This window comes from Alpinimonas psychrophila (assembly GCF_014137865.1).
Taxonomy (GTDB): Bacteria; Actinomycetota; Actinomycetes; order Actinomycetales; family Microbacteriaceae; genus Alpinimonas; species Alpinimonas psychrophila.
Map to the genome: position 1 here is coordinate 1 of NZ_JACGWU010000011.1, position 22,339 is coordinate 22,339.

General features: G+C 58.1%; 30 protein-coding genes. 29 read left to right on the top strand and 1 reads right to left on the bottom strand.

Going from position 1 to position 22,339, the window contains the following annotated elements; genetic code table 11:
- From rplE to glmM, 20 genes are all read left to right on the top strand, one after another.
- Positions 1-404, top strand: a 404-nt coding sequence (rplE, locus tag FB555_RS10615) for a 50S ribosomal protein L5 (RefSeq protein WP_182485457.1), incomplete at its 5' end; no start/stop codon positions are given.
- Positions 405-467: 63 nt separating this feature from the next.
- Positions 468-866 (top strand): 30S ribosomal protein S8, encoded by a 399-nt coding sequence (rpsH, locus tag FB555_RS10620; RefSeq protein ID WP_182485251.1) that lies wholly within the window; start codon positions 468-470, stop codon positions 864-866.
- A gap of 6 nt (positions 867-872) precedes the next feature.
- A complete protein-coding gene (gene rplF / locus FB555_RS10625) occupies positions 873-1,409 on the top strand; it encodes a 50S ribosomal protein L6 (RefSeq protein ID WP_182485458.1) in 537 nt (178 codons plus the stop codon).
- A gap of 2 nt (positions 1,410-1,411) precedes the next feature.
- A complete protein-coding gene (gene rplR / locus FB555_RS10630) occupies positions 1,412-1,783 on the top strand; it encodes a 50S ribosomal protein L18 (protein WP_182485459.1) in 372 nt (123 codons plus the stop codon).
- The gene (gene rpsE, locus FB555_RS10635) at positions 1,780-2,469 is read left to right on the top strand and encodes a 30S ribosomal protein S5 (RefSeq protein ID WP_182485460.1); all 690 of its coding nucleotides are present in this window, start codon (positions 1,780-1,782) and stop codon (positions 2,467-2,469) included. Before rplR ends, rpsE begins: the two co-directional genes overlap by 4 nt.
- Positions 2,469-2,654 carry a 50S ribosomal protein L30 gene (rpmD, locus tag FB555_RS10640; RefSeq protein WP_182485461.1) on the top strand — a complete coding sequence of 62 codons (186 nt, stop codon included), beginning with the start codon at positions 2,469-2,471 and terminating at the stop codon, positions 2,652-2,654. Before rpsE ends, rpmD begins: the two co-directional genes overlap by 1 nt.
- Positions 2,654-3,349, top strand: a complete 696-nt coding sequence (rplO, locus tag FB555_RS10895; protein WP_220475980.1) for a 50S ribosomal protein L15 — start codon at positions 2,654-2,656, stop codon at positions 3,347-3,349. The genes rpmD and rplO overlap by 1 nt, the downstream gene beginning before the upstream one ends.
- 90 nt (positions 3,350-3,439) lie before the next feature.
- Positions 3,440-4,762 carry a preprotein translocase subunit SecY gene (gene secY / locus FB555_RS10650; RefSeq protein WP_182485462.1) on the top strand — a complete coding sequence of 441 codons (1,323 nt, stop codon included), beginning with the start codon at positions 3,440-3,442 and terminating at the stop codon, positions 4,760-4,762.
- On the top strand, positions 4,759-5,358 hold the full coding sequence (locus FB555_RS10655; protein ID WP_246323736.1) for an adenylate kinase: 600 nt from the start codon (positions 4,759-4,761) through the stop codon (positions 5,356-5,358). The genes secY and FB555_RS10655 overlap by 4 nt, the downstream gene beginning before the upstream one ends.
- Positions 5,359-5,365: 7 nt before the next feature.
- A complete protein-coding gene (map, locus tag FB555_RS10660) occupies positions 5,366-6,211 on the top strand; it encodes a type I methionyl aminopeptidase (protein WP_182485463.1) in 846 nt (281 codons plus the stop codon).
- Between the two features lie 192 nt (positions 6,212-6,403).
- Complete coding sequence (gene infA, locus FB555_RS10665) at positions 6,404-6,625, top strand: translation initiation factor IF-1 (protein ID WP_182485464.1); 222 nt, start codon at positions 6,404-6,406, stop codon at positions 6,623-6,625.
- A 68-nt stretch (positions 6,626-6,693) separates the two neighbouring features.
- Entirely contained in the window at positions 6,694-6,807 is a 114-nt protein-coding gene (gene rpmJ / locus FB555_RS10670) for a 50S ribosomal protein L36 (protein WP_035834639.1), read from the top strand.
- 190 nt (positions 6,808-6,997) lie between these two features.
- Positions 6,998-7,372: a 30S ribosomal protein S13 gene (gene rpsM / locus FB555_RS10675; RefSeq protein ID WP_182485465.1), complete on the top strand. Its 375-nt coding sequence runs from the start codon at positions 6,998-7,000 to the stop codon at positions 7,370-7,372.
- Between the two features lie 41 nt (positions 7,373-7,413).
- Positions 7,414-7,812, top strand: coding sequence for a 30S ribosomal protein S11 (rpsK, locus tag FB555_RS10680; RefSeq protein ID WP_182485466.1), 399 nt, complete (start codon positions 7,414-7,416; stop codon positions 7,810-7,812).
- A gap of 115 nt (positions 7,813-7,927) precedes the next feature.
- On the top strand, positions 7,928-8,920 hold the full coding sequence (locus FB555_RS10685; RefSeq protein ID WP_182485467.1) for a DNA-directed RNA polymerase subunit alpha: 993 nt from the start codon (positions 7,928-7,930) through the stop codon (positions 8,918-8,920).
- A 53-nt stretch (positions 8,921-8,973) separates the two neighbouring features.
- On the top strand, positions 8,974-9,567 hold the full coding sequence (gene rplQ, locus FB555_RS10690; protein WP_182485468.1) for a 50S ribosomal protein L17: 594 nt from the start codon (positions 8,974-8,976) through the stop codon (positions 9,565-9,567).
- Between the two features lie 100 nt (positions 9,568-9,667).
- Positions 9,668-10,597: a tRNA pseudouridine synthase A gene (locus FB555_RS10695; protein ID WP_182485469.1), complete on the top strand. Its 930-nt coding sequence runs from the start codon at positions 9,668-9,670 to the stop codon at positions 10,595-10,597.
- 134 nt (positions 10,598-10,731) lie between these two features.
- Positions 10,732-11,178, top strand: a complete 447-nt coding sequence (rplM, locus tag FB555_RS10700; protein WP_182485470.1) for a 50S ribosomal protein L13 — start codon at positions 10,732-10,734, stop codon at positions 11,176-11,178.
- Between the two features lie 37 nt (positions 11,179-11,215).
- Entirely contained in the window at positions 11,216-11,725 is a 510-nt protein-coding gene (gene rpsI / locus FB555_RS10705) for a 30S ribosomal protein S9 (RefSeq protein ID WP_182485471.1), read from the top strand.
- A gap of 27 nt (positions 11,726-11,752) precedes the next feature.
- Entirely contained in the window at positions 11,753-13,114 is a 1,362-nt protein-coding gene (gene glmM, locus FB555_RS10710) for a phosphoglucosamine mutase (protein ID WP_182485472.1), read from the top strand.
- Here the strand turns inward: glmM and coaA are convergent.
- Complete coding sequence (gene coaA / locus FB555_RS10715) at positions 13,111-14,082, bottom strand: type I pantothenate kinase (protein WP_182485473.1); 972 nt, start codon at positions 14,080-14,082, stop codon at positions 13,111-13,113. The two genes, glmM and coaA, sit on opposite strands and share 4 nt — an antisense overlap.
- Positions 14,083-14,162: 80 nt before the next feature.
- On the opposite strand from coaA, the gene glmS reads away from it, so the two are divergent.
- The 9 genes from glmS to FB555_RS10760 all read left to right on the top strand — a co-directional run.
- Entirely contained in the window at positions 14,163-16,013 is a 1,851-nt protein-coding gene (gene glmS, locus FB555_RS10720) for a glutamine--fructose-6-phosphate transaminase (isomerizing) (protein ID WP_182485474.1), read from the top strand.
- A gap of 8 nt (positions 16,014-16,021) precedes the next feature.
- Positions 16,022-16,423 (top strand): holo-ACP synthase, encoded by a 402-nt coding sequence (locus FB555_RS10725; RefSeq protein ID WP_182485475.1) that lies wholly within the window; start codon positions 16,022-16,024, stop codon positions 16,421-16,423.
- Entirely contained in the window at positions 16,420-17,547 is a 1,128-nt protein-coding gene (alr, locus tag FB555_RS10730; protein WP_182485476.1) for an alanine racemase, read from the top strand. Before FB555_RS10725 ends, alr begins: the two co-directional genes overlap by 4 nt.
- A gap of 26 nt (positions 17,548-17,573) precedes the next feature.
- The gene (gene tsaE, locus FB555_RS10735) at positions 17,574-18,029 is read left to right on the top strand and encodes a tRNA (adenosine(37)-N6)-threonylcarbamoyltransferase complex ATPase subunit type 1 TsaE (protein WP_220475981.1); all 456 of its coding nucleotides are present in this window, start codon (positions 17,574-17,576) and stop codon (positions 18,027-18,029) included.
- Positions 17,968-18,669 (top strand): tRNA (adenosine(37)-N6)-threonylcarbamoyltransferase complex dimerization subunit type 1 TsaB, encoded by a 702-nt coding sequence (tsaB, locus tag FB555_RS10740; protein ID WP_220475962.1) that lies wholly within the window; start codon positions 17,968-17,970, stop codon positions 18,667-18,669. Before tsaE ends, tsaB begins: the two co-directional genes overlap by 62 nt.
- Complete coding sequence (gene rimI, locus FB555_RS10745) at positions 18,666-19,202, top strand: ribosomal protein S18-alanine N-acetyltransferase (protein ID WP_182485352.1); 537 nt, start codon at positions 18,666-18,668, stop codon at positions 19,200-19,202. Before tsaB ends, rimI begins: the two co-directional genes overlap by 4 nt.
- Positions 19,199-20,275 (top strand): tRNA (adenosine(37)-N6)-threonylcarbamoyltransferase complex transferase subunit TsaD, encoded by a 1,077-nt coding sequence (gene tsaD, locus FB555_RS10750; protein ID WP_343046456.1) that lies wholly within the window; start codon positions 19,199-19,201, stop codon positions 20,273-20,275. The genes rimI and tsaD overlap by 4 nt, the downstream gene beginning before the upstream one ends.
- Before the next feature lie 83 nt (positions 20,276-20,358).
- Positions 20,359-20,655 carry a DUF4190 domain-containing protein gene (locus tag FB555_RS10755; protein WP_182485353.1) on the top strand — a complete coding sequence of 99 codons (297 nt, stop codon included), beginning with the start codon at positions 20,359-20,361 and terminating at the stop codon, positions 20,653-20,655.
- Positions 20,656-20,863: 208 nt separating this feature from the next.
- Positions 20,864-22,339, top strand: a 1,476-nt coding sequence (locus FB555_RS10760; protein WP_343046465.1) for a sensor domain-containing protein, incomplete at its 3' end; no start/stop codon positions are given.

The following is a 22,339-nucleotide window of genomic DNA, read 5'->3' on the forward strand; positions in this document are numbered from 1 at the left end:
GATTCGCAGTTGCCGACCTTACGTTGATCACGGGTCAGAAGCCTCAGATCACGAAGGCTCGCAAGTCGATTGCTCAGTTCAAGCTTCGCGAGGGACAGCCCATTGGCGCCCACGTGACACTTCGTGGCGACCGCATGTGGGAATTCCTCGATCGGCTCCTGTCGCTCGCACTTCCCCGTATCCGTGACTTCCGTGGCCTTTCGCCACGTCAGTTCGATGGAAACGGTAACTACACCTTTGGTCTCAACGAGCAGTCAATGTTCCACGAGATCAACCAGGACAAGATCGATCGCCCCCGCGGTATGGACATCACTGTTGTGACTACTGCCCGGAGTGACGACGCTGGTCGCGCCCTGCTCAAGCACCTGGGATTCCCATTCCAGACGGCGGATTCCGCCAAATAACCCACCACAGGTCGGCATTCGTGTAACGGATGATCGAAACCTGGTGAACGAAAGAAGAACCAGATGACAATGACAGATCCGGTCGCAGACATGCTGACCAGACTGCGCAATGCGAACTCAGCGCACCACGACACCGTGTCCATGCCGCAGAGCAAGCTCAAGACAGGCATCGCCGAAATCCTCAAGCGCGAGGGTTTCATTGCAAGCTTCGAGGAGACCGACGCTCGCGTTGGTAAGACCCTCACGCTGAGCCTCAAGTTTGGCCCAAACCGCGAGAGGTCGATTGTCGGCATCAAGCGTGTTTCGAAGCCTGGTTTGCGCGTTTACGCAAAGTCGACCGAAATCCCCACCGTCCTCGGCGGTTTGGGTGTTGCCATTTTGTCCACCTCCTCAGGTCTCTTGACAGACCGTCAGGCTGCGAAGAAAGGTGTAGGTGGGGAAGTCCTCGCCTACGTGTGGTAATCAAAAATGTCACGTATTGGCCGTCTTCCTATTGACATCCCAGGCGGTGTAACCGTGTCCATTGATGGACAGGTTGTCACCACCAAGGGCCCTAAGGGTGAGCTTGTTCTCACCGTTAAAGCACCCATCGTCGCCGTGATCGAAGAGAACCAGGTTGTCGTGACGCGTCCCGACGAAGAGCGTCTTTCTCGTTCACTTCACGGACTGACTCGCACCCTTATTGCGAACCAGATCGTCGGCGTTACACAGGGCTACTCCAAGGGCCTCGAGATTGTGGGCACGGGTTACCGTGTCGCTGCGAAGGGTGACTCACTTGAGTTCGCTCTTGGCTTCTCACACTCCATCACGGTTGATCCTCCCAAGGGAATCAGCTTCACAGTTGAAGGCAACAACAAGCTCGTTGTTCTCGGAATCGACAAGCAAGCCGTCGGTGAAGTTGCCGCCAACATTCGTAAGTTGCGCAAGCCTGAGCCCTATAAGGGCAAGGGTGTTCGCTACGCCGGCGAGATCGTTCGCCGCAAGGCCGGAAAGAGTGGTAAGTAGCCATGGCGCTCGGAATTAAAGGTAAGAGCAAGTCCGCTGCCCGCGACCGCAGGCACGCACGTCTTCGCAAGAAGATCGAAGGAACTTTGGCACGTCCCCGTCTCGTCGTCACGCGATCGGCACGTCACGTGTTCGTTCAGTTGGTCGACGACGCCCAGGGTCACACCTTGGTGTCCGCGTCGACTCTCGAAACAGAGCTACGTGGCTTTGCTGGTGACAAGACCGCTAAGGCCCGCAAGGTCGGCGAACTTGTTGCTGAGCGCGCCAAGAAGGCTGGTATCGAAGCTGTCGTGTTTGACCGCGGTGGAAACAAGTACGCCGGTCGCGTTGCCGCGATCGCCGATGGAGCTCGAGAAGGTGGATTGACACTGTGAGCGAGAATATTAAGGAGCAAGAGGTGACTGCTGATGCAGCTGCTGTAGAGACCGCTGTCGTCTCTGCTGACACCGCAAGCGAGCCTCGTGAGGCCCGCCGCGGAGGTCGCGAGCGTAACCCCAACAAGGACCGCAACCGCGATCGCGATGCGGAGAAGAGCCAGTTCCTCGAGCGCGTCGTCACGATCAACCGCGTCTCCAAGGTGGTCAAGGGTGGTCGTCGCTTTAGCTTCACCGCACTCGTCGTCGTTGGTGATGGAAATGGTCTCGTCGGCGTCGGTTATGGCAAGGCAAAAGAGGTCCCTCTCGCCATCTCAAAGGGTGTAGAAGAAGCGAAGAAGAATTTCTTCCGCGTACCTCGTGTCGGGAGCACCATTCCTCACCCGGTTCAGGGCGAGGCTGCTGCCGGCGTTGTCCTTCTTCGTCCGGCTGCTGCGGGTACCGGTGTTATCGCCGGTGGCCCAGTGCGTGCCGTACTCGAGTGTGCCGGAATCCACGACGTGCTTAGCAAGTCGCTCGGTTCCTCGAACACAATCAACATCGTTCATGCGACGGTTGCGGCCCTGAAGCAGCTCGAAGAACCTCGTGCGGTTGCCGCACGTCGTGGCCTTGAGCTCGAGCAGGTTGCCCCCGCTCGTCTCTTGCGCGCCGAAGCTGAAGCTGAAGCTGCAAAGGCAGGTGCCTAATGGCTGCACGTTTGAAAGTAACCCAGATCAAATCGATCATTAGCGAGAAGCAGAACCAGCGCGACACGCTTCGTAGCTTGGGGCTGAAGAGAATTGGCGACATCGTCGTCAAGGAAGACAGCCTCGTCAACCGTGGATACGTTCGCACGGTAGCGCACCTTGTGAAGGTCGAGGAGATTGACTAATGGCTGAAAACAATGAGGAGGCCGTAAAGGCTCCCGCAAAAAAGGCTCCTGCGGCTAAGGCTCCTGCGGCTAAGACTCCGACCGCGAAAGCTCCGGCTTCCGCTAAGGCTCCGGCCGCGAAAGCTCCGGCTTCCGCTAAGGCTCCTGCGGCTAAGGCTCCGGCCGCCGAGAAGGCTCCTGCTGTTGCCAAGGCACCCGCTGCCAAGGCACCCGCTGCCAAGGCTGCACCCAAGGTTGAATCGGATGGCGCTCCTAAGGAGCACCAGCTGAAAGTTCATCACCTTCGCCCCGCGCCGGGTGCGAAGAAGGAACGAACTCGTGTGGGCCGTGGTGAAGGTTCGAAGGGTAAGACGGCTGGCCGTGGTACCAAGGGAACCAAAGCTCGGTACTCCGTTCGTATTGGCTTTGAGGGCGGGCAGATGCCTCTGCACATGCGTACCCCAAAGCTTCGCGGATTCAAGAACCCGTTCCGCGTTGAATATCAGGTCGTAAACCTTGAGAAGCTCTCTGAGCTGTACCCCAATGGTGGAGACGTCACGATCAGCGACCTCGTTGCCAAGGGTGCCGTTCGTAAGAATGAAAAAGTCAAGGTTCTCGGAGACGGCGACATTGCCGTTAAGCTGAACATTGCGGTTGATAAGGTCTCGAGCTCAGCAGAGCAAAAGATCGTTGCCGCAGGCGGCTCAATTAAGTAGCCGACTGGCTGGTTCCGCATAAACGTAGCGTTACTGGCTCCCTGAAAAGGGGGCCAGTAACCGTTACACCCCGGTTAACAGGAGTCTTACGTGATTAGTGCCGTAGTGCGCATTTTCCGCACCCCCGACTTGCGACGCAAGATCGGCTTTACGCTTGGCATCATTGCCCTTTTTCGCTTGGGATCTTTTATCCCCGCTCCGTTTGTCGACTTCGGCAACGTGCAGGCCTGTCTAGCCGCCAATCAGAACACTTCTGGCTTGTACGAGCTCGTCAACCTCTTCTCTGGTGGGGCTCTCCTACAACTCTCGGTCTTTGCGTTGGGCATCATGCCCTACATCACCGCGTCGATCATTGTGCAACTTCTGCGCGTGGTCATTCCCCACTTTGAGGCCCTTCACAAGGAAGGCCAAGCGGGGCAGTCGAAGCTGACGCAGTACACCCGCTACCTCACCATCGCTCTTGGTGTTCTGCAGTCCACAACCTTGATAACGGTTGCCCGCAGCGGGGCGCTCTTCGGCACCAACAACACGCCGGCGTGTACTCAGTTACTCACCAACGATGCTTGGTACGCGATCCTTCTCATGGTCATAACGATGACGGCTGGAACCGGCCTGATCATGTGGATGGCGGAGCTCATCACGGAGCGCGGCATCGGTAACGGAATGTCGCTCCTGATCTTCACGTCCATTGCTGCAGGTTTCCCCCGGTCGCTCGAGTCGCTTTACTTGGCGCAGGGAATCAACGTCCTTATTTTGGTTCTTGCCCTCGGGCTCCTCGTTGTTGCTCTGGTCGTCTTCGTTGAACAATCGCAGAGACGCATCCCGGTGCAGTACGCCAAACGCGTCGTCGGTAGGCGAACGTATGGTGGGAACAACACATACATCCCGATCAAAGTCAACATGGCCGGTGTCGTTCCTGTTATCTTCGCCTCGTCGCTTCTGTACTTGCCGGCGCTTATTGCTCAGTTCAACCAACCCGCTGCTGGTCAAGCACCGGCCGGCTGGGTTGTCTGGGTTACGAACTACCTGACCAAGGGCGATCACCCCCTCTACATGCTCTTGTTCTTCGCCCTCATCGTGGGGTTCACGTACTTCTACGTTGCCATCACCTTCAACCCCGAAGAGGTGGCCGACAACATGAAGAAGTACGGTGGGTTTATCCCGGGTATCCGCGCAGGACGTCCCACGGCTGAATACTTGGATTACGTTTTGACGCGCATCACCTTGCCAGGATCGATTTACCTTGGTTTCGTCGCATTGTTGCCTCTCATCGCCCTGGCCTTTGTTGGCGCCAACTCGTCATTCCCGTTTGGCGGAACCTCTATTTTGATTATTGTGGGTGTTGGGCTGGAGACTGTGAAGCAGATTGATTCACAGCTGCAGCAGCGGCACTACGAGGGGCTCTTACGTTGATTTCAGGAACGCGCCTGCTTTTGATCGGCCCACCCGGGGCAGGAAAAGGTACGCAGGCTGTTATTCTGGCGTCGACGTACAAGATCCCTGCCATTTCCACGGGTGATATCTTTCGCTCCAATGTTGCGAACGAGACCGAACTAGGTCTTCAGGTCAAAGCCATCATGGCCGCGGGAGAGTATGTGCCCGATTCGCTCACCAACGCGGTTGTCGAGAGCCGCCTTTCGGAGAGCGACGCCAAAGCTGGCTTCCTTCTCGACGGGTACCCACGTACAACGGATCAGGTTCACGAACTTGACCGCATGCTGACGGCCCACGGAACAGCGCTTAGTGTTGTTGTTCTCATCACTGCCGACACAGATGAGGTCGTCTCGCGACTACTCAATCGTGCCGGCGTTGAAGGCCGAGCGGACGACACCGAAACCGTCATCCGTCACCGCCTTGCCCTCTATGAAGAGCAGACCGCACCACTGATTGCCTTGTACGCGGCGCGCAATTGGGTCGTCACGGTGGATGGGCTCGGCGCTGTTGACGACGTGACATCACGCATCGTCAGCGCCCTCGCGACAAAGGGCATAGCGGCTCCAGCCGCCTAATTTCTTTATGGCTTTTCGTTCAAGTATCTACAAAAATCCAGCACAGCTGCTACTGATGGTCAAGCCAGGCTTGATGACGGCAGCCTCCCTGGCCGCAGCACGACGCGTGGCCGTAGCTGGCGCGACAACCACTGAAGTGGATGCGGCCGCAGAGGCTGCCATCATTGCTCTCGGTGGCAAGCCGAACTTCAAGCTCGTTCCGGGATACCATCACACGGTCTGCACCTCCATTAATGATGAGGTCGTTCACGGAATTCCCGGCGAGCGGATCCTTCAGCCGGGCGATATTTTGTCCGTCGACTCCGGCGCGATTTTTGACGGATGGAATGGAGATTCCGCCATCACTCTTGTTGTCCCGGATCCCAGCCGCCCTGACGTCGTTGCCGAGCGTGAACAGCTTTCCCGCGTCACGGAGGCGGCATTGTGGACTGGAATCGCCCGTTTGGCGCGAGCCAAATACCTCAACGAGGTGGGCGAGGCCATTGAAGGCTTTGTCGAGGATGAAGGTGAACGGCTCGGCCACACCTATGGAATTCTTACGGACTACATCGGTCACGGCATCGGCCGAGACATGCACGAAGATCCGCCTGTGTTTAACTATCGCGTTCGCCAGAAGGGCCCCGAGGTAAAGCCCGGACTCGTTGTGGCGATTGAACCGATGGTCGTGATGGGAAGCCCGGAAACAAAGATTCTGGCCGACGGCTGGACGGTTTCCACCGTAGACGGTGGAAGCGCATCACAGTGGGAGCACACCGTTGCCATTCATCGCGACGGAATCTGGGTGTTGACGGCAGAGGATGGCGGTGCCGCGAAGTTGGCGGCTCACGGCATCACGCCCACCCCTTTCGCCTAGAAATGCAACACGGCTGCCGGGGAGTAACTCACTGTTGCCGTGAATTGGGCATCCGGCTCGCCGCTCGGTTGGTAATTGGCTCAAATATCGCATAGACTCGACCCTTGGTGCCTAAGGCCGCCTCTTTGGCGTGTCAACGACACTGTTTTGCATCCGCAAGACCAGTAACCACAATGAAGCGACAGAGAGTTTATGGCCAAGAAAGATGGCGTAATCGAGATTGAAGGCTCGATCACCGAAGCGTTGCCCAACGCCATGTTCCGCGTGGAGTTGACCAATGGTCACAAGGTGCTTGCCCACATTTCGGGCAAGATGCGCCAGCACTACATCCGAATCCTCCCCGAGGACCGGGTCATTGTAGAGCTGAGCCCCTATGACCTCACGCGTGGACGAATCGTTTACCGCTACAAATAACGGTTGCTGGAAAGTAACGGCTTGCGCGAAACGCGCTCGCACGAAGACAGCGAATAAGGAAGAACATCATGAAAGTTAAGCCCAGCGTTAAGAAAATCTGTGACAAGTGCAAGGTCATCCGCCGTAACGGAAACGTCATGGTTATTTGCGAGAACCCCCGCCACAAGCAGCGTCAGGGTTAATTCTCCACAAAAACTTCCCAGCTCGCGATCGAAAGATCACAGCCGGGTAGCGGCTCTATAAAGAACCGCAGCACCAAAAAAGCACTGAGAAGTTCCAGGATCCCGCCTCAATAGCGGGGGACACCTTGGGTTGGAGGCCCAGGCACCGGAACTCCTCCAGACCTCCACTTCAATTACAGGAGAAGCCACCATGGCACGTCTTGCCGGAGTTGACATTCCCCGCGATAAGCGCGTGGAAGTTGCACTGACATACATCTACGGTGTTGGCCGCACGAGGGCCCTTAAAACCCTCGCCGACACTGAAATCAGCGGAGACATCCGCGTCAAGGATCTCACCGATGACCAGCTCATCGCGCTCCGTGACTACATCGAGAAGGAATTTCGCGTCGAGGGTGACCTTCGCCGTGAAGTCCAGGCTGACATCCGCCGCAAGGTTGAAATCGGAAGCTACCAAGGTCTTCGCCACCGTAAGGGACTTCCCGTTCACGGTCAGCGCACGAAGACCAACGCCCGTACCCGCAAGGGCCCCAAGCGCACTGTCGCCGGCAAGAAGAAGGCTCGCTAGTCCTCGGACAGCGACCCTACTCGTAGGTTTTAGGAGAAATCATGGCAGCACCAAAGTCGGCAGTTCGCAAGCCGCGTAAAAAAGACAAGAAGAACATTGCTGTGGGCCAGGCTCACATCAAGTCAACCTTCAACAACACGATCGTGTCGATTACCGACACGACCGGAGCCGTCATCAGCTGGGCATCCTCAGGTGGCGTTGGCTTTAAGGGTTCACGCAAATCGACCCCCTACGCCGCACAGTTGGCAGCCGAGTCGGCCGCCCGCCAGGCGCAGGAACACGGAATGAAAAAGGTTGATGTTTTCGTCAAGGGCCCCGGCTCCGGACGCGAAACCGCAATCCGTTCACTTCAGGCCGCTGGCCTCGAGGTCGGTTCGATCAACGATGTGACGCCTCAGGCTCACAACGGTTGCCGTCCGTCCAAGCGTCGTCGCGTTTAGTTTTCATTAGATGCTGGGTCGAAAGGCCTGGCGTGTAATGCTCCACCCGTTCATAACTCAACACACCGCTCACGCAAGTGTCATATAGCGGACACTTAGCCGAAAGGAATACATAGTGCTTATTGCACAGCGCCCCACGCTTTCCGAAGAGAACATCTCTGAGTACCGCTCACGGTTCATCATCGAACCGTTGGAACCAGGTTTTGGTTACACCCTTGGTAACTCGCTTCGTCGCACGTTGTTGTCCTCCATTCCTGGCGCTGCTGTTACCAGCATCCGCCTCGATGGTGTTCTGCACGAGTTCTCGACCATTCCCGGTGTGAAAGAAGATGTCACGGAGATCATCCTGAACATCAAGACACTGGTTGTTTCGAGCGAGCACGACGAGCCCATCACGGCGTACCTGCGTAAGCAGGGAGCCGGCCAGATTACGGCTGCCGACATTTCTGCCCCCGCAGGCGTCGAAATCCACAACCCTGAGCTGGTTATCGCCACGTTGAACGACAAGGCAAAGTTCGAACTTGAACTCACCATTGAGCGTGGCCGCGGCTACGTTTCAGGGAGCCAGAACCGTAGCGAGTACAGCGAAGCCGGTCAGATTCCTGTCGACTCGATTTACTCGCCCGTGCTCAAGGTCACCTACCGTGTCGAGGCAACTCGTGCCGGTGAGCGCACCGACTTCGATCGTCTCGTCGTCGATGTTGAGACCAAGCAGGCCATCACGCCTCGCGACGCCATGGCTTCGGCCGGACGCACGCTGACCGAGCTCTTTGGTTTGGCTCGCGAGTTGAACACCGCTGCAGAAGGTATCGAAATTGGCCCGGCTCCGGTCGACGCTGTTTTGAGTTCCGAGCTTTCGATTCCGATCGAAGACCTTGACCTCTCGGTTCGTTCGTACAACTGCCTTAAGCGTGAGGGAATCAACACGGTCAGCGAACTCGTTGCCCTGTCGGAAACTCAGCTGATGAACATCCGCAACTTCGGTCAGAAGTCAGTGGATGAGGTTCGCGACAAGCTCATCGAAATGGGTCTGTCGCTCAAGGACTCCGTTCCCGGATTCGATGGCGCGCACTTCTACGGCGGCTTCGACGAAGACGAGAACATCTAACAGCGCTCGCTTGCGAGATGCTTTTATTCTTTTGAATCTGGAGATAGAGAACAATGCCTACACCTACTAAGGGTCCCCGCCTCGGCGGCGGTCCGGCCCACGAACGCCTGATGCTGGCCAACCTTGCGGTTGCCCTCTTCATGCACAAGTCCATCAAGACCACCGAGACTAAGGCCAAGCGCCTTCGTCCCGTTGCTGAACGTCTCATCACGTTCGCCAAGCGTGGAGACCTTCACGCTCGTCGTCGCGTTTTGGCCATTCTTCGCAACAAGGATGCCACTCACGAGGTCTTCACCGAGATCGCTCCTCTGGTTGCTGAGCGTGAGGGCGGCTACACCCGCATCACGAAGCTCGGCTTCCGCAAGGGCGACAACGCGTCCATGGTGCAGATCGAACTCGTGCTTGATCCCGTTGCCAAGAAGCCTTCCAACAAGAGCGCCAAGGCCGTCAAACAAGAAGCTCCCAAGGCCGCTGTCGTTGAGGCAGAGATTGCTGCCGACACAGCTGACATGATCGAAGAGGGCTCGCCCGTCGTCGTTTCTGCCGACGCTGTCGTGGCTGACGCTCCTGAGGCTGAGGCTGAGGCTGTTGTTGACGCACCTGCTGAGGCCGCTTCGGATGCTGCTGCAGAAGAAGAAGCCAAGTAAGACTTTTTTACACGAGAACCCCGGGTATCCATTGCGGATGCCTGGGGTTTTTGTTTTTCACTGAACGGGTCAATCTAAACTGGAGAGCGTGAATCAGAACGTGAGCGAGACGGCAGGGCTTCGCTCGGCAGCGGCGGCCGCAGCACGGGTAGGAACCGTTCGCTTTCGCATAGACATCTCGTATGACGGAACCGACTTTGCGGGTTGGGCGATGCAGCCCGGGCTTCGGTCCGTCGAGGATACTCTCATGACCACATTGGCGATGATTTTCCGAATGCCCGTCGCTCCGCGTCTCGTGGTTGCGGGCCGAACGGATGCCGGCGTGCATGCGACGGGGCAAGTGGTCCACGTCGACCTCCCGGCCGACGCTGTAGACCTGGGTGCGGGTGCGGGTGTGGGCGCACGGCAGGGCGCTATGACGCCAATAGTGGTCCTTCGGCGCCTCAACGGAGCCCTTGGGTTTAACTCCGATGTGGTGGTGCGGGCGTTTGACGTGGCCGTACCGGGATTCGACGCACGCTTCTCGCCGGTAGCTCGTCGATATGAATACCGAATCTTTGACCGGGTCGAATCCGTGAATCCTCTGGAGCGCCATAACACGGTGCGTTTTCACGGAAGACTTGAGTCGGATGCCATGAACGCCGCCGCCGGCGCTCTCGTCGGGCTGCGTGATTTCGGAGCTTTTTGTCGGCTGAGGCCCGGAGCCACCACCATCCGGGAACTGCAGATATTTACGTGGCAACGAACCTCGGCCGGCGCTCTTATCGCGACTCTGCAGGCAGATGCTTTTTGCCATTCGATGGTGCGGGCCCTCATTGGCGCCACGGTGGCTGTCGGGGAGGGGCGATTGAGCCCGGAAGATCTCGTTGTCGTGCGGGACGAGGCGCTGCGAACGAGTGAATTCACGGTGATGCCAGCCCATGGACTGACACTCACGGAGGTTCTCTACCCACCAATGGGCGAGATGGGATCGCGCGCTGAGCTGACCCGTAGACGCCGCGAATTGACCGACGGCGAAGAAGTAGCGTAATCTAGACCCTTGGTGCCGTTTCTTTTCGGGAACGACCGCCGAAGTTGAGCCCTCGACTGTTGTGTTCTCAGATAAAGAACCCACGACTGAGCGGGATTCACGACCACTCATTTCGACAAGAAAGCAGTACTACTGTGACTCGTACCTATTCGCCCAAGGCAAGTGAAGTAAAGCGCAACTGGGTCATCATTGACGCCACTGACGTTGTACTTGGCCGCCTCGCAAGCCACGCTGCCGTTGTTCTTCGCGGCAAGAACAAGGCAACTTTTACCCCTCACATGGACATGGGTGACTTCGTCATCATCGTCAACGCTGAGAAGGTTGTGCTGACCGGAAACAAGGCAGCACAGAAGAAGGCGTACCGCCACTCTGGTTACCCCGGAGGCCTGTCGGCTGTGACCTACACCGATCTCCTGGAGAAGAACCCTGAGCGCGCTGTGGAGAAGGCCATCCGTGGCATGCTCCCCAAGACTTCTCTTGGCCGTGACCAGTTCCGCAAGCTTAAGGTTTACCGCGGCGCCGAGCACCCTCACCAGGCGCAGCAGCCCACCGTGTACACCCTCGACCAGGTCGCTCAATAGCGCTTCTTAAAGATTTAGAAAAAAGGATTAAGTAATCGTGGCGAAAATCGCAGACCAGATCGAAGAAACCCCCGAGTCCGAAGCCGTAGTTGAGGCTGGCGAATACTCGACCGAGACCCCCGCGGTCGAGGTCGTCAAGGCTCCCCGTCCCGTGCTCACTGTTCCCGGTGCCGCAGTCGGTCGTCGCAAGCAGGCGATTGCCCGCGTGCGCATCATGCCCGGTGCAGGAACCATTACGGTCAACGGCCGTGAGCTTTCGGACTACTTCCCCAACAAGCTTCACCAGCAGCTCATCAACGACCCGTTTACGGCTCTTGACCTGATTGGCAGCTACGACGTTATTGCTCGCATCACCGGTGGTGGCCCCTCGGGTCAGGCTGGCGCATTGCGTCTGGGGATCGCTCGTTCGCTCAACCAGATTGACGAAGAGAACAACCGTGCCATCCTGAAGAAGGCCGGCTTCCTGATGCGCGACCCTCGCGTCAAGGAGCGTAAGAAGGCTGGACTCAAGAAGGCCCGTAAGGCTTCGCAGTTCTCGAAGCGCTAATCGGCTTCGCGGCTTCTCTCGCGAACCATGGCACGCTTATTTGGTACTGACGGCGTCCGAGGTTTGGCCAACCGTGAACTCACGGCTGATCTGACCTTGGGCCTCGCTCAGGCTGCCGCCGTCGTTTTGACGCGCGGCCGTCGGGCGGAAGCTCGTCGTGCCGCAGGAAAACGCCCTACGGCGGTCATCGCTCGTGATCCTCGGATCTCGGGCGAATTTCTGTCGGCGGCTCTTGCCGCAGGCTTGGCGAGCTCGGGAATTGATGTTCTCGACGCCGGCGTGATTCCGACCCCCGCAGCAGCGTTTCTCGTGGGGGCCATCGACGCCGACTTCGGTGTGATGATTTCGGCTTCGCATAATCCTGCCCCCGATAACGGCATCAAGTTCTTTGCCACGGGCGGCACCAAACTTCCCGACGAGGTCGAGGATCGCATCGAGGAACATCTCGGTATCGAACGTCTCTTGCCGACCGGCGGCGATGTCGGCCGCATTCGGCGCTTTGCTGACGCCGAAGATCGCTACGTTTTACACCTGCTCGGAACGCTCCCCAACCGTCTCGACGGCATCCACGTCGTTCTCGACTGTGCGCACGGGGCAGCATCCGGAATTTCACCTCAAGTCTTCACTGATGCTGGAGCACAGGTAACCGTCATCGGGGCCGATCCTGACGGTCTCAACATCAACGATGGCGTTGGATCGACCTACCTCGATGTTTTAGCCGCGGCAGTGCTCGAACATGGCGCGGATGTGGGGATTGCTCACGATGGTGACGCCGATCGCTGCCTCGCAGTGGACGCCGCGGGCAAGATCGTTGATGGTGACCAGATCATGGCGATTCTCGCGATTGCCATGAAGGAACGTGGACACCTGACTAAAGACACCCTTGTGGCGACGGTGATGAGCAACCTGGGGTTGCGCAAGGCGATGGCCGAAAATGGCATCCGGATGATCGAAACGCGCGTCGGCGATCGTTATGTGCTGGAAGCACTGAACGCGGAGGGGCTGGCCTTAGGCGGGGAACAATCCGGTCACGTCATCATGAGCGAATATGCCACCACGGGCGACGGAATTCTCACGGGGTTGCACCTTGTCGCAGAAATGGCGCGCACCAAAAAGAGCATGGCGGAGCTCGCGTCGGTCATGACGGTGTTTCCGCAGATTCTGATCAACGTTCGCGGCGTCGACCATCACGGTCTCGGGGCGAATGAGCTCATCGGGGCGGCTGTCGTTCTGGCGGAAACAGCGCTCGGTGACACCGGCCGCGTCCTCTTGCGTCCCTCAGGAACCGAGCCAATGATTCGCGTCATGGTGGAAGCCGCCGATCAGGACACCGCCGATTATCACGCCCACGTGCTGGCCGAAACCGTCCGCGAGCAACTCGCACTCTAGATTTTGCGGAGCAACACGCTGCTCACCGAGTGGTCCGCTGCCTTGCGCAAAACGAGAGTGGCGCGCGACCTGGTCGGTTTGATGTTCTTCTCCAGGTTGGGACCATTCGTGCGTGCCCAAATTGCGCCGGCGACATCCCGAGCTTCCTCGGGGCTGAGGTTCGCGTAGCGATGAAAGTAGGAGTTCGGGTCGCTGAAAGCGCCTTGTTGGAGACGCAAGAAACGGTCCTGATACCAACCCGCGATATCTTTTGTGCGGGCATCCACGTAAATGGTGAAGTCAAAGAGATCACTCACCGCCAACCCGTTGCCCACGGCGGGGGGTTGTAGCACGTTGAGGCCTTCAACGATGAGGACATCGGGCTGGTGGACGATCACATGTTCGTTCGGAAGGATGTTGTAGCTGAGGTGGGAATACACGGGGGCACGCACTTCGGCCGCACCGCTTTTCACTTCGCTCACGAATCGGAGCAGGGCCCGGCGGTCGTAGGACTCGGGGAATCCCTTGCGCTCCAAAAGCCCGCGACGATCTAACTCTTGGTTCGGGTAGAGGAAACCATCGGTGGTCACCAGTTCCACTCGGGGAGTGGCGTCCCACTTGGCGAGAAGAAATTTGAGGAGACGCGCCACGGTGGACTTACCGACAGCCACCGATCCGGCGACACCGATGATGAACGGTGTGCTGGCCGCGCGTTCACCGAGGAAGTCGCTCGTGGCGCGATGTAAATGTTGAGTGCCGGAGGCGTAAATGGAGAGAAGCCGGCTGAGCGGCATATAGACGTCATCGACCTCACGCATGTCGAGGCGATCGCCCAAACCTCGGAGACCAACAAGATCTTTTTCGTCGAGGTCAAGGTGGGTGGAAGGGGCGAGCTCGGCCCAGTCTTTTCGAGAAACTTCGACGAACGGAGAGTTGTGCACGCCAATTGCGCCCGTATTTTCCAGCTTCACCTTGCCATTCTGCCCCATGTCACCGCATCCGCGGCATTTTGTATGCGAGCAGGACCCTCGAAAGATGGATGCGCAGCGTGGCCTAAACTGGAACTCTTATGTGCGGAATTGTGGGATACGTCGGTCAGCAGCAAACGTTGGCAGTGCTCGTGGGCGGCCTCAAGCGTCAGGAGTATCGCGGCTACGACTCCGCCGGAGTCGCGATCATCACCGATGGCGGCAAGCTTGAGACAGCGAAGAAAGCTGGCAAGCTGCAGGCTTTGCTCGATAACCTGGCAGAATATCCCCTCATTGACGGCCACACGGGTATCGGCCACACTCGCTGGGCAACCCACGGTGGCCCCACCGATCTAAACGCGCACCCTCACCTCGCCGACGGTGGCCAACTGGCGCTGATCCATAACGGCATTATCGAAAACTTTGCGAGCATCAAACTCGAACTTCTTGCGAAGGGGCACGAGTTTGCCAGCGAGACAGACACGGCCGTTGCTGCCGTTTTGGTGGGCGAAATTTACCGCGAGGTTGGTGATCTGCAGGAGGCAATGCGGCTCGCAGCGAGCCGCCTCGAGGGTGCCTTTACGTTACTCGCGATTCACACGAACGAGCCTGGAGTGATTGTTGCTGCCCGCCACAATTCTCCCCTGGTCATCGGTTTGGGCGATGGTGAAAACTTCTTAGGTTCAGATGTCGCGGCGTTTGTCGAGCACACCCACCGTGCAGCTGCCGTGGGGCAGGATCAGATCGTTAAAATTACGCCGAATGCTGTGGTCGTCACGGATTTCGATGGCAACCCCGCTGTGCTTGAAGAGTATGAGATCGCGTGGGACGCTTCCGCATCGGAAAAGGGCGGTTGGTCCTCCTTCATGGCGAAGGAAATCACGGAGAATCCGGATGCTGTGGCCAACACCGTGCGCGGTCGCGTCGTTGATGGCCTCGTGAACGTTCCGGAGCTCAGTGAGTTGGGCGACGATGTCTTGCGCGGAATCAACCGCATCATTCTGATTGCCTGTGGCACCGCATCGTATGCCGGTATGGTCGGCTCCTATGCCATTGAGGCGTGGGCTCGGATCCCCGTCGAGGTTCAGTTGAGCCACGAGTTCCGTTACCGAGATCCCGTCATTACTCCCGAAACTCTTGTGGTCTCCATCAGCCAGTCGGGCGAAACCATGGATACGTTGATGGCCGTCAAATTTGCTCGTGAGGCGGGCGCGCGAACACTTTCCATTTGCAACACGCAGGGTTCGACCATTCCCCGGGAATCCGACGCTGTGGTTTACACGCACGCCGGACCGGAAGTGGCCGTCGCCTCGACTAAAGCCTTCGTGGCGCAGATTACTGCCTTGTACCTCGTGGGATTGCACCTCGGGAGAGTTCGTTCGACGCTGGCGGATGCTGAGCTGCGCCGCCTCGCCCGCGAGTTGCAGGAACTTCCCGCTAAGGTCACTGAGGTTCTGAAAACCGGCCCCGCTGTGGCGCAGTTGGCCAAATGGATGAGTGATTCGCAAGCAGTGCTCTTCCTGGGGCGGAACGTGGGGTACCCCATCGCTTTGGAGGGCGCTCTCAAGCTCAAAGAGTTGGCCTACATTCACGCCGAGGGCTTTGCCGCCGGAGAGCTCAAGCACGGTCCCATCGCTTTGATCGATCACGGTCAGCCTGTGTTCGTGGTGGTGCCAAGCCCCCGTGGTTCCGCGCTCATTCACTCCAAGGTTGTCAGTAATATCCAGGAGATTCGTGCCCGGGGCGCCCGCGTCATTGTTATCGCAGAACTTGGGGATGCGTCCGTTCTCCCCTACGCCGACGAGGTGATCACCATTCCGCTAGCTGACCCCATGTTCGAGCCGATTTTGGCAGTCATCCCTCTACAGATTTTTGCCATGGAGCTTGCTGATGCAAAGGGTCTCGACGTTGACCAACCCCGTAACCTGGCCAAGTCGGTCACGGTCGAGTAGCGCCGGTCATGATTCTTGGGGTCGGCGTCGACATTGTTGACCTTCAACGGTTTATTCGAACCATCGAACGAACCCCCAAGGTGATCGAACGCCTCTTCACCCCGGGCGAGCGCGAGAACGCAGTTGCTTCGCTGGCGGGCCGTTTCGCCGCCAAAGAGGCCTTGATCAAAGCCTTCGGCGGTTCGGGAGCTATGACCTGGCACGATATCGAAGTCATCACCAACGACGTGGGGGCGCCTTCATTCGTTTTGACGGGTGCTGCCGGAGTGATGGTTGCAGCTCGTGGTATTGAATCTGTTCACCTCTCCATTAGCCATGATGGGAATGCGGCGGTTGCTTTCGTCGTTGCGGAGGGTCGTGTCGGTTCTCACGCAGGTGCGCACGCCGTTGACCAAGGAGTCACCGCATGAGTCACACCCCTTTTCGCGAGGCTGTCATCAATCTGGACGCGCTCGCTAACAATGTCGCCCAACTGAAAAACGCCATTGGCATCCCGAACCTGATGATCGTGGTCAAGGCAAACGCCTACGGTCACGGCATGATTCATAGCGCCAGGGCGGCGCTCGCCGGGGGAGCGCAGTGGTTGGGGGTCGCGGACATCGATGAGGCACTTGCGCTCCGCGAAGCAGGTCTCACGGCGCCAATCCTTGCCTGGATTCATGCGCCAGATGAGACGTTTGTTGAAGCGGTGACGGCAGGAGTGACGCTCGGTATTTCTTCCCTCGCCCAGCTGCGCACGGTTGCCAACGCGGGTGCGGCGGCAGGCCTAGTGGCTCGGGTACATCTTAAGCTTGAGACGGGTCTCAGCCGCAACGGAGCAAGCGAACCGGAGTGGGCGCAGCTCTACGCGGAGGCAGCTGCTCTGGAGGCGTCGGGAACGATTCTTGTCGAGGGAATATTCAGCCATCTTTCCAACACGAGTGAAGAGGATGATCTGGCACAGGCGGTGATCTTCGACCGCGGTATCAACAGTGCCCGGGCCGCGGGTCTTGCCCCGCAACTCATCCATCTTGCAGCTTCGGTGGCCGCAATGACTCTGCCGATGCTGCGGTACAACATGGTGCGTGTTGGAATTTTGGCCTACGGTATCTCGCCTTTTGAGCACCGCACCGCCGCCGAGCTCGGGTTGACTCCGGTCATGTCTCTTCGAACCAAGGTCATTGCCACACGGCGCGTTTCGAGCGAAACCGGAGTGAGTTATGGCTACACGTACAAGACCTCCGGTGAAACGACGTTAGCTTTGGTTCCCCTGGGGTACGGGGAGGGCATTCCGCGCGCGGCTTCGGGACGAGGACCCGTGCTCATCGGCGGACAGAAATTCACCATCGCCGGGCGCGTTGCCATGGACCAATTTGTGGTGGATGTGGGGGATGTGCCGGCGGCTGTCGGTGATGACGTCGTGCTATTTGGTGATCCTGCGCAGGGGCATCCGTCGGTCACAGAATGGGCAGAGGCAGCAGCGACAATCAGCTACGAAATAGTGACGTGCATGGGCGGTCGCCTGACGCGCAGGTTTACGGGACTTGACTCGTGAGCTCACTATTGGCATTAGGCACGCGCATGATCGCTACACCCGAAAACATGAATGAACTTGGGCAGGAGATTGGTCACTCTCTTCGTGCGGGAGATGTCCTTGTACTGACCGGACCGCTGGGTGCGGGCAAAACGACACTGACGCGCGGTATCGGCGAGGGGTTGGGGGTGCGCGGCCCGGTGACAAGTCCCACTTTCGTTCTCGCCCGAACGCATCCCAGCCTCACGGAGGGCCCGCCACTGGTGCATGTGGACGCCTACCGTCTTGCCTCAGCGCTCGAACTTGATGACTTAGATATCGATTTCTCCCACTCCGTGGTCGTTGTGGAGTGGGGTGCTGGCATGCTGGATGGTGTCACCGAGTCGTGGCTGGAGGTTCACATTGTTCGGCCCGAGGGCGGCTCTGAGAATGATCTCGACGATGATCTTGTTGAACCCCGCACCGTCTCAATTGAGGGCCACGGGCCTCGCTGGCGCGCGTAGTCTTGATTTCGTGATTCTGGCTATCGATACTTCCGCAGGCACGAGTGTTGCGCTCGTTGAGAATGGCCGCATTCTTGCTGAACACAGCGTCATCGATACTATGCGCCACGCCGAAGTTGTGGGCGCCCTCATTCTTGAGTGCCTGACGTCTGCTGACATTTTGGCTACTGATGTGACGGCCGTCGTCGCAGGTATGGGGCCCGGTCCCTTTACAGGACTCCGTGTGGGAATCGCCGCTGCCGAAGCGTTTTCGGTGGGTGCCAACATTACCCTCCTGCCGATGGTCAGTCACGACGGGATTGCCACCGCCCATTATGCGGGCGGTGCGCGCGGTCCGATAACGGTGGTGACGGATGCGCGCCGCCGCGAGCTCTATTGGAGCACGTATTCCGGTCTGAACGCGCACGAGCTTCCCCAACGCATTTCGGGCCCCAACCTCGCAAAGCAGGCCGAAGTTCCGGCCGAGGTGCTGGGTCTTACCCCGTTCATTCTGGAAGCGACCGAGGTATCGGCTGGCGCTTTGGCGATCACCGCCGAACGCATGGCGACGGCAGGGGAGCCTTTTGGGACATTTCGGGCGCTGTATTTGCGCTCGCCGGATGTCACTCTCTCTAAGGGGCCAAAGCGGGTCGTGCAATGAGTGGCACGCCACGGTTGAGACCGGCAACCGCCGATGATCTGGTTGCCATTATGGCGCTGGAAACGAGTGTTTTTGGGGCAGAGGCCTGGTCGGAAGATGCAATGCGCCGAGACATGCAAGACGCCAATTGCCTGTACATCGTGGCCGAGCGGCCACGTGTGGAGTCCGGTAAGGAGGCTGGTGGGGCCTTCCAATTCTTGGGCTATGCGGGGCTCCTGTGTCCCTCCGGCTCAGGTGACGGCGACATTCAAACCATCGCCGTTGCAACCGAAGCACGCGGGCTGGGGTTGGGGCGTGCGCTCATGCTGGTGTTGTTGCAGCGCGCCGAGGAACGCCTCGCCGAGCGGCTATTTCTTGAGGTGCGTGCCGACAATGATGTCGCACGAGCGCTGTATGAGAGCTTGGGATTTGAGGAAATTGCGGTGCGTCCTCACTACTACCAGCCCGAGGGAATCGATGCGATTGTGATGCGGCGTGAAAAGACATCGCAGCGAAAGCACGGCCCCAGCGTTGGTCGGGAAGTTCTCTCGTGAGCCGCGCCACGCACATCCTGAATCGCGAGGCACCCCTTGTGCTCGGCATTGAGACCAGCTGTGACGAAACCGGTATCGGTATTGTGCGCGGGCGGAAGTTACTTGCTAACGTCATTTCCTCGTCGATGGACGAGCATGCGCGCTATGGCGGTGTCGTTCCCGAGGTTGCTGCTCGTGCACATGTGGAGGCTATCACCCCCGCTATTCGCCAGGCGGTCGCCGAGGCCGGCATCCGGCTCAGTGACCTGGATGCCGTTGCGGTCACCTGCGGACCGGGACTTGCCGGTGCACTCATGGTCGGGGTTGCGGCAGCCAAAGCGCTCGCAATCTCTCTCGACAAACCTCTCTTTGCGGTGAACCATCTCGTCGGTCATGTGGGTGCAGATGTGTTGGGCGAGGAGGGGCCGTTGGAGTACCCCACGATTGCACTCCTGGTGTCGGGGGGGCACACCTCGCTGCTTTTGGTTCGTGATCTTGTCTCCGATGTGGAGCTTCTTGGCGAAACTATTGATGATGCTGCGGGGGAGGCTTTTGACAAGGTGGCTCGTGTGCTCGGCATGCCGTATCCAGGAGGTCCGCACATTGATCGACTCGCTGCTACGGGTTCGCCTACCGCTATTCGTTTTCCCCGGGGTCTGAGCCAGCCCAAAGACATGGCAGCCCACCGTTACGACTTCTCGTTTTCTGGGCTTAAAACTTCGGTCGCGCGGTGGGTAGAAATTCGTCGCGATGCCGGCGAAGAGATTCCCCTCGGCGATGTTGCCGCAAGTTTTCGCGAAGCCGTAGCCGACGTGCTCCTCACCAAGGCCATTGCTGCGTGCAGCGACTTCAACGTGCCCCGCCTCTTGCTTGGTGGTGGTGTCGTGGCAAATGCTCGTATTCGAGAACTGGCAGGCCAAAAATGTGCGGATGCTGGAGTGACGCTGCGTGTTCCACCGCTCGCGTTGTGCACCGACAACGGGGCCATGATTGCCGCGCTTGCCGCGGAGCTCATTATGGCGGGGGCACAGCCGTCGGGCATGGACTTCGGGGCGGACTCCACGCTGCCCGTCACGACGATTCAGATTCTCTGAAAAAGATTTTGTTGTAGCACGTGCAGAATCTATTATTCTCAGTACATGGAGTAGTCGTTAGTTCACACAATGGGAGAAATGCTATGTCTGAAAACAACACCGCACAACCGGTCTACGTAGTTCCTCCCGCCGGCGCCAAGACCAACATGTTGGCTATTGTCTCACTGGTCACGTCGATTATTGGTTTGGGCATCGTTGGAATCATTACGGGTCACCTGGGGCTGAGTCAGATTAGGAAGACGGGTGAACAGGGCAGCGCCCTGGCCATAGCTGGACTTATTATCGGCTACCTAGAGGTTATCGCGGTCGTCATCTTCATAATTATTTTCTTTGTCATGTTCGCCATCGCGGGTAACCACAGTTACAGGATGAGCTATTAATCCTGAATTCCGTGGAGGAGGATGCGGACAGAAAATAACCGTCATCATAGGGTTTCGTAGTGAGTGATGGTAAAATTTCTTTCGCGAGCACCTAGGTTGGTGCTCCGAGAAAGTTTTTGTGGTGACTGATGGTGCGCATTGAGACACGATTGATGTGCTGGGGGCGCACAAGCAGTTGATAGACGCACAGAGTGAGTCTCTCAAATCCGTGTCGGTTGCCATGATTCTCACGAACACCGATCGCAAAATTGTCTTGGTCAACGACTTAGCAGAGTTGCTCTTTGGTTATTCCCGGGCAGAGTTACTCGGCCGGCGCATTGGTGTGCTCATGCCAGAACGTGACGGGGTCGCGGAAGCTGAGTCTACTTCTGGGTGCACGGTGGAAATGGTGGAGACAAAGGGGCGTCTGAAGAACGGGGCAACGATTGATATTTCCCTCAGCGTGTCACTTGTCTACGATGCCGATGGGGTAAAATATGGCATCTCCTACATCGTCCGGGATATCGATACCACCTCGCATGTGACCGATCACCATCTGTTTGAGACGCAGCGCCGAGAAGCCGAGACGAATTTCCAGCTCAGTTTCGATATGTCGCTGATTGGCATGGGAATGGTCGATCTCGACGGCCGGTTTCAGCGAGTTAACCTGACCTTGTGCGAGATTTTCGGGCGCACGGAGAATGAGCTTTTAGGTAAGCGCGCCCGGGACTTTTTCCCTCCGGAGGACGCGAGGAGCGGACCTCGCTCATCCGCTCATCCGCGATCCGGTGTGGCGGTAACGGTTCCTGTTGAACGGCGGTATTTGCGGCCGGATGGTGGCGTGATTTGGGCGCAAGAGATTATATCGTCCGCGACTATCGTTGACGGAGGGCACAGATATTCGCTGCTGCAACTGCAAGATATTACCTCCCGTAAGCAGGCCGAGGAGTCTCTGAGTTATCAACTTTTCCACGACACACTGACAGGCCTAGGCAACCGATTACTGCTGAGAGAGACCCTCGAGCGCGCCCTCGCCAACGCGAGAGAATCTGGTCGCCAGGTGGGCGTGCTTTTTTTGGATACCGATCAGTTCACGTTGGTCAATGACGGGCTAGGGCACTCAGCTGGTGACCAACTGCTGGTGCAGTTAGCTAGGCGTTTGCAAGCCATGGTAAGGCCCACTGACACGGTGGCACGATTTAGCGGCGACGAATTCGTGATCGTCTGCGAGGACACGACTGTGGAGAGCGTCGATCGGTTGGTTAAGCGAATATTGGCTTCGGGTAAAGAACCGTTCCCTATTGGTGGACATGAAGTGTTTGCCACCATGAGCGTAGGCATCATCATCACCAACGGAGACGAGGACGCGGGTTGCGTGCTTCGCAACGCGGATACCGCGATGTACCATGCGAAACATGACGGCGGCGGCCGAGCGATAGTGTTCCGCCAGGAGATGCACAGCACGGCCTCGAGTCGGCTCGACCTTGAATCCCAACTGAGGCGTGCCTTAGACAACCGTGAGTTGCGTGTTTATTATCAGCCCGTTGTGGATATATGGACCGAGGACGTCGTTGGCTTCGAGGCGCTCGTACGCTGGGACCACCCAGAACGCGGATTAATTTTGCCTCTCGAGTTCATCCCGGTCGCCGAAGAAACTGGGATGATCATTCCCATCGGCGAATGGGTGTTACGTCAGGCACTTACC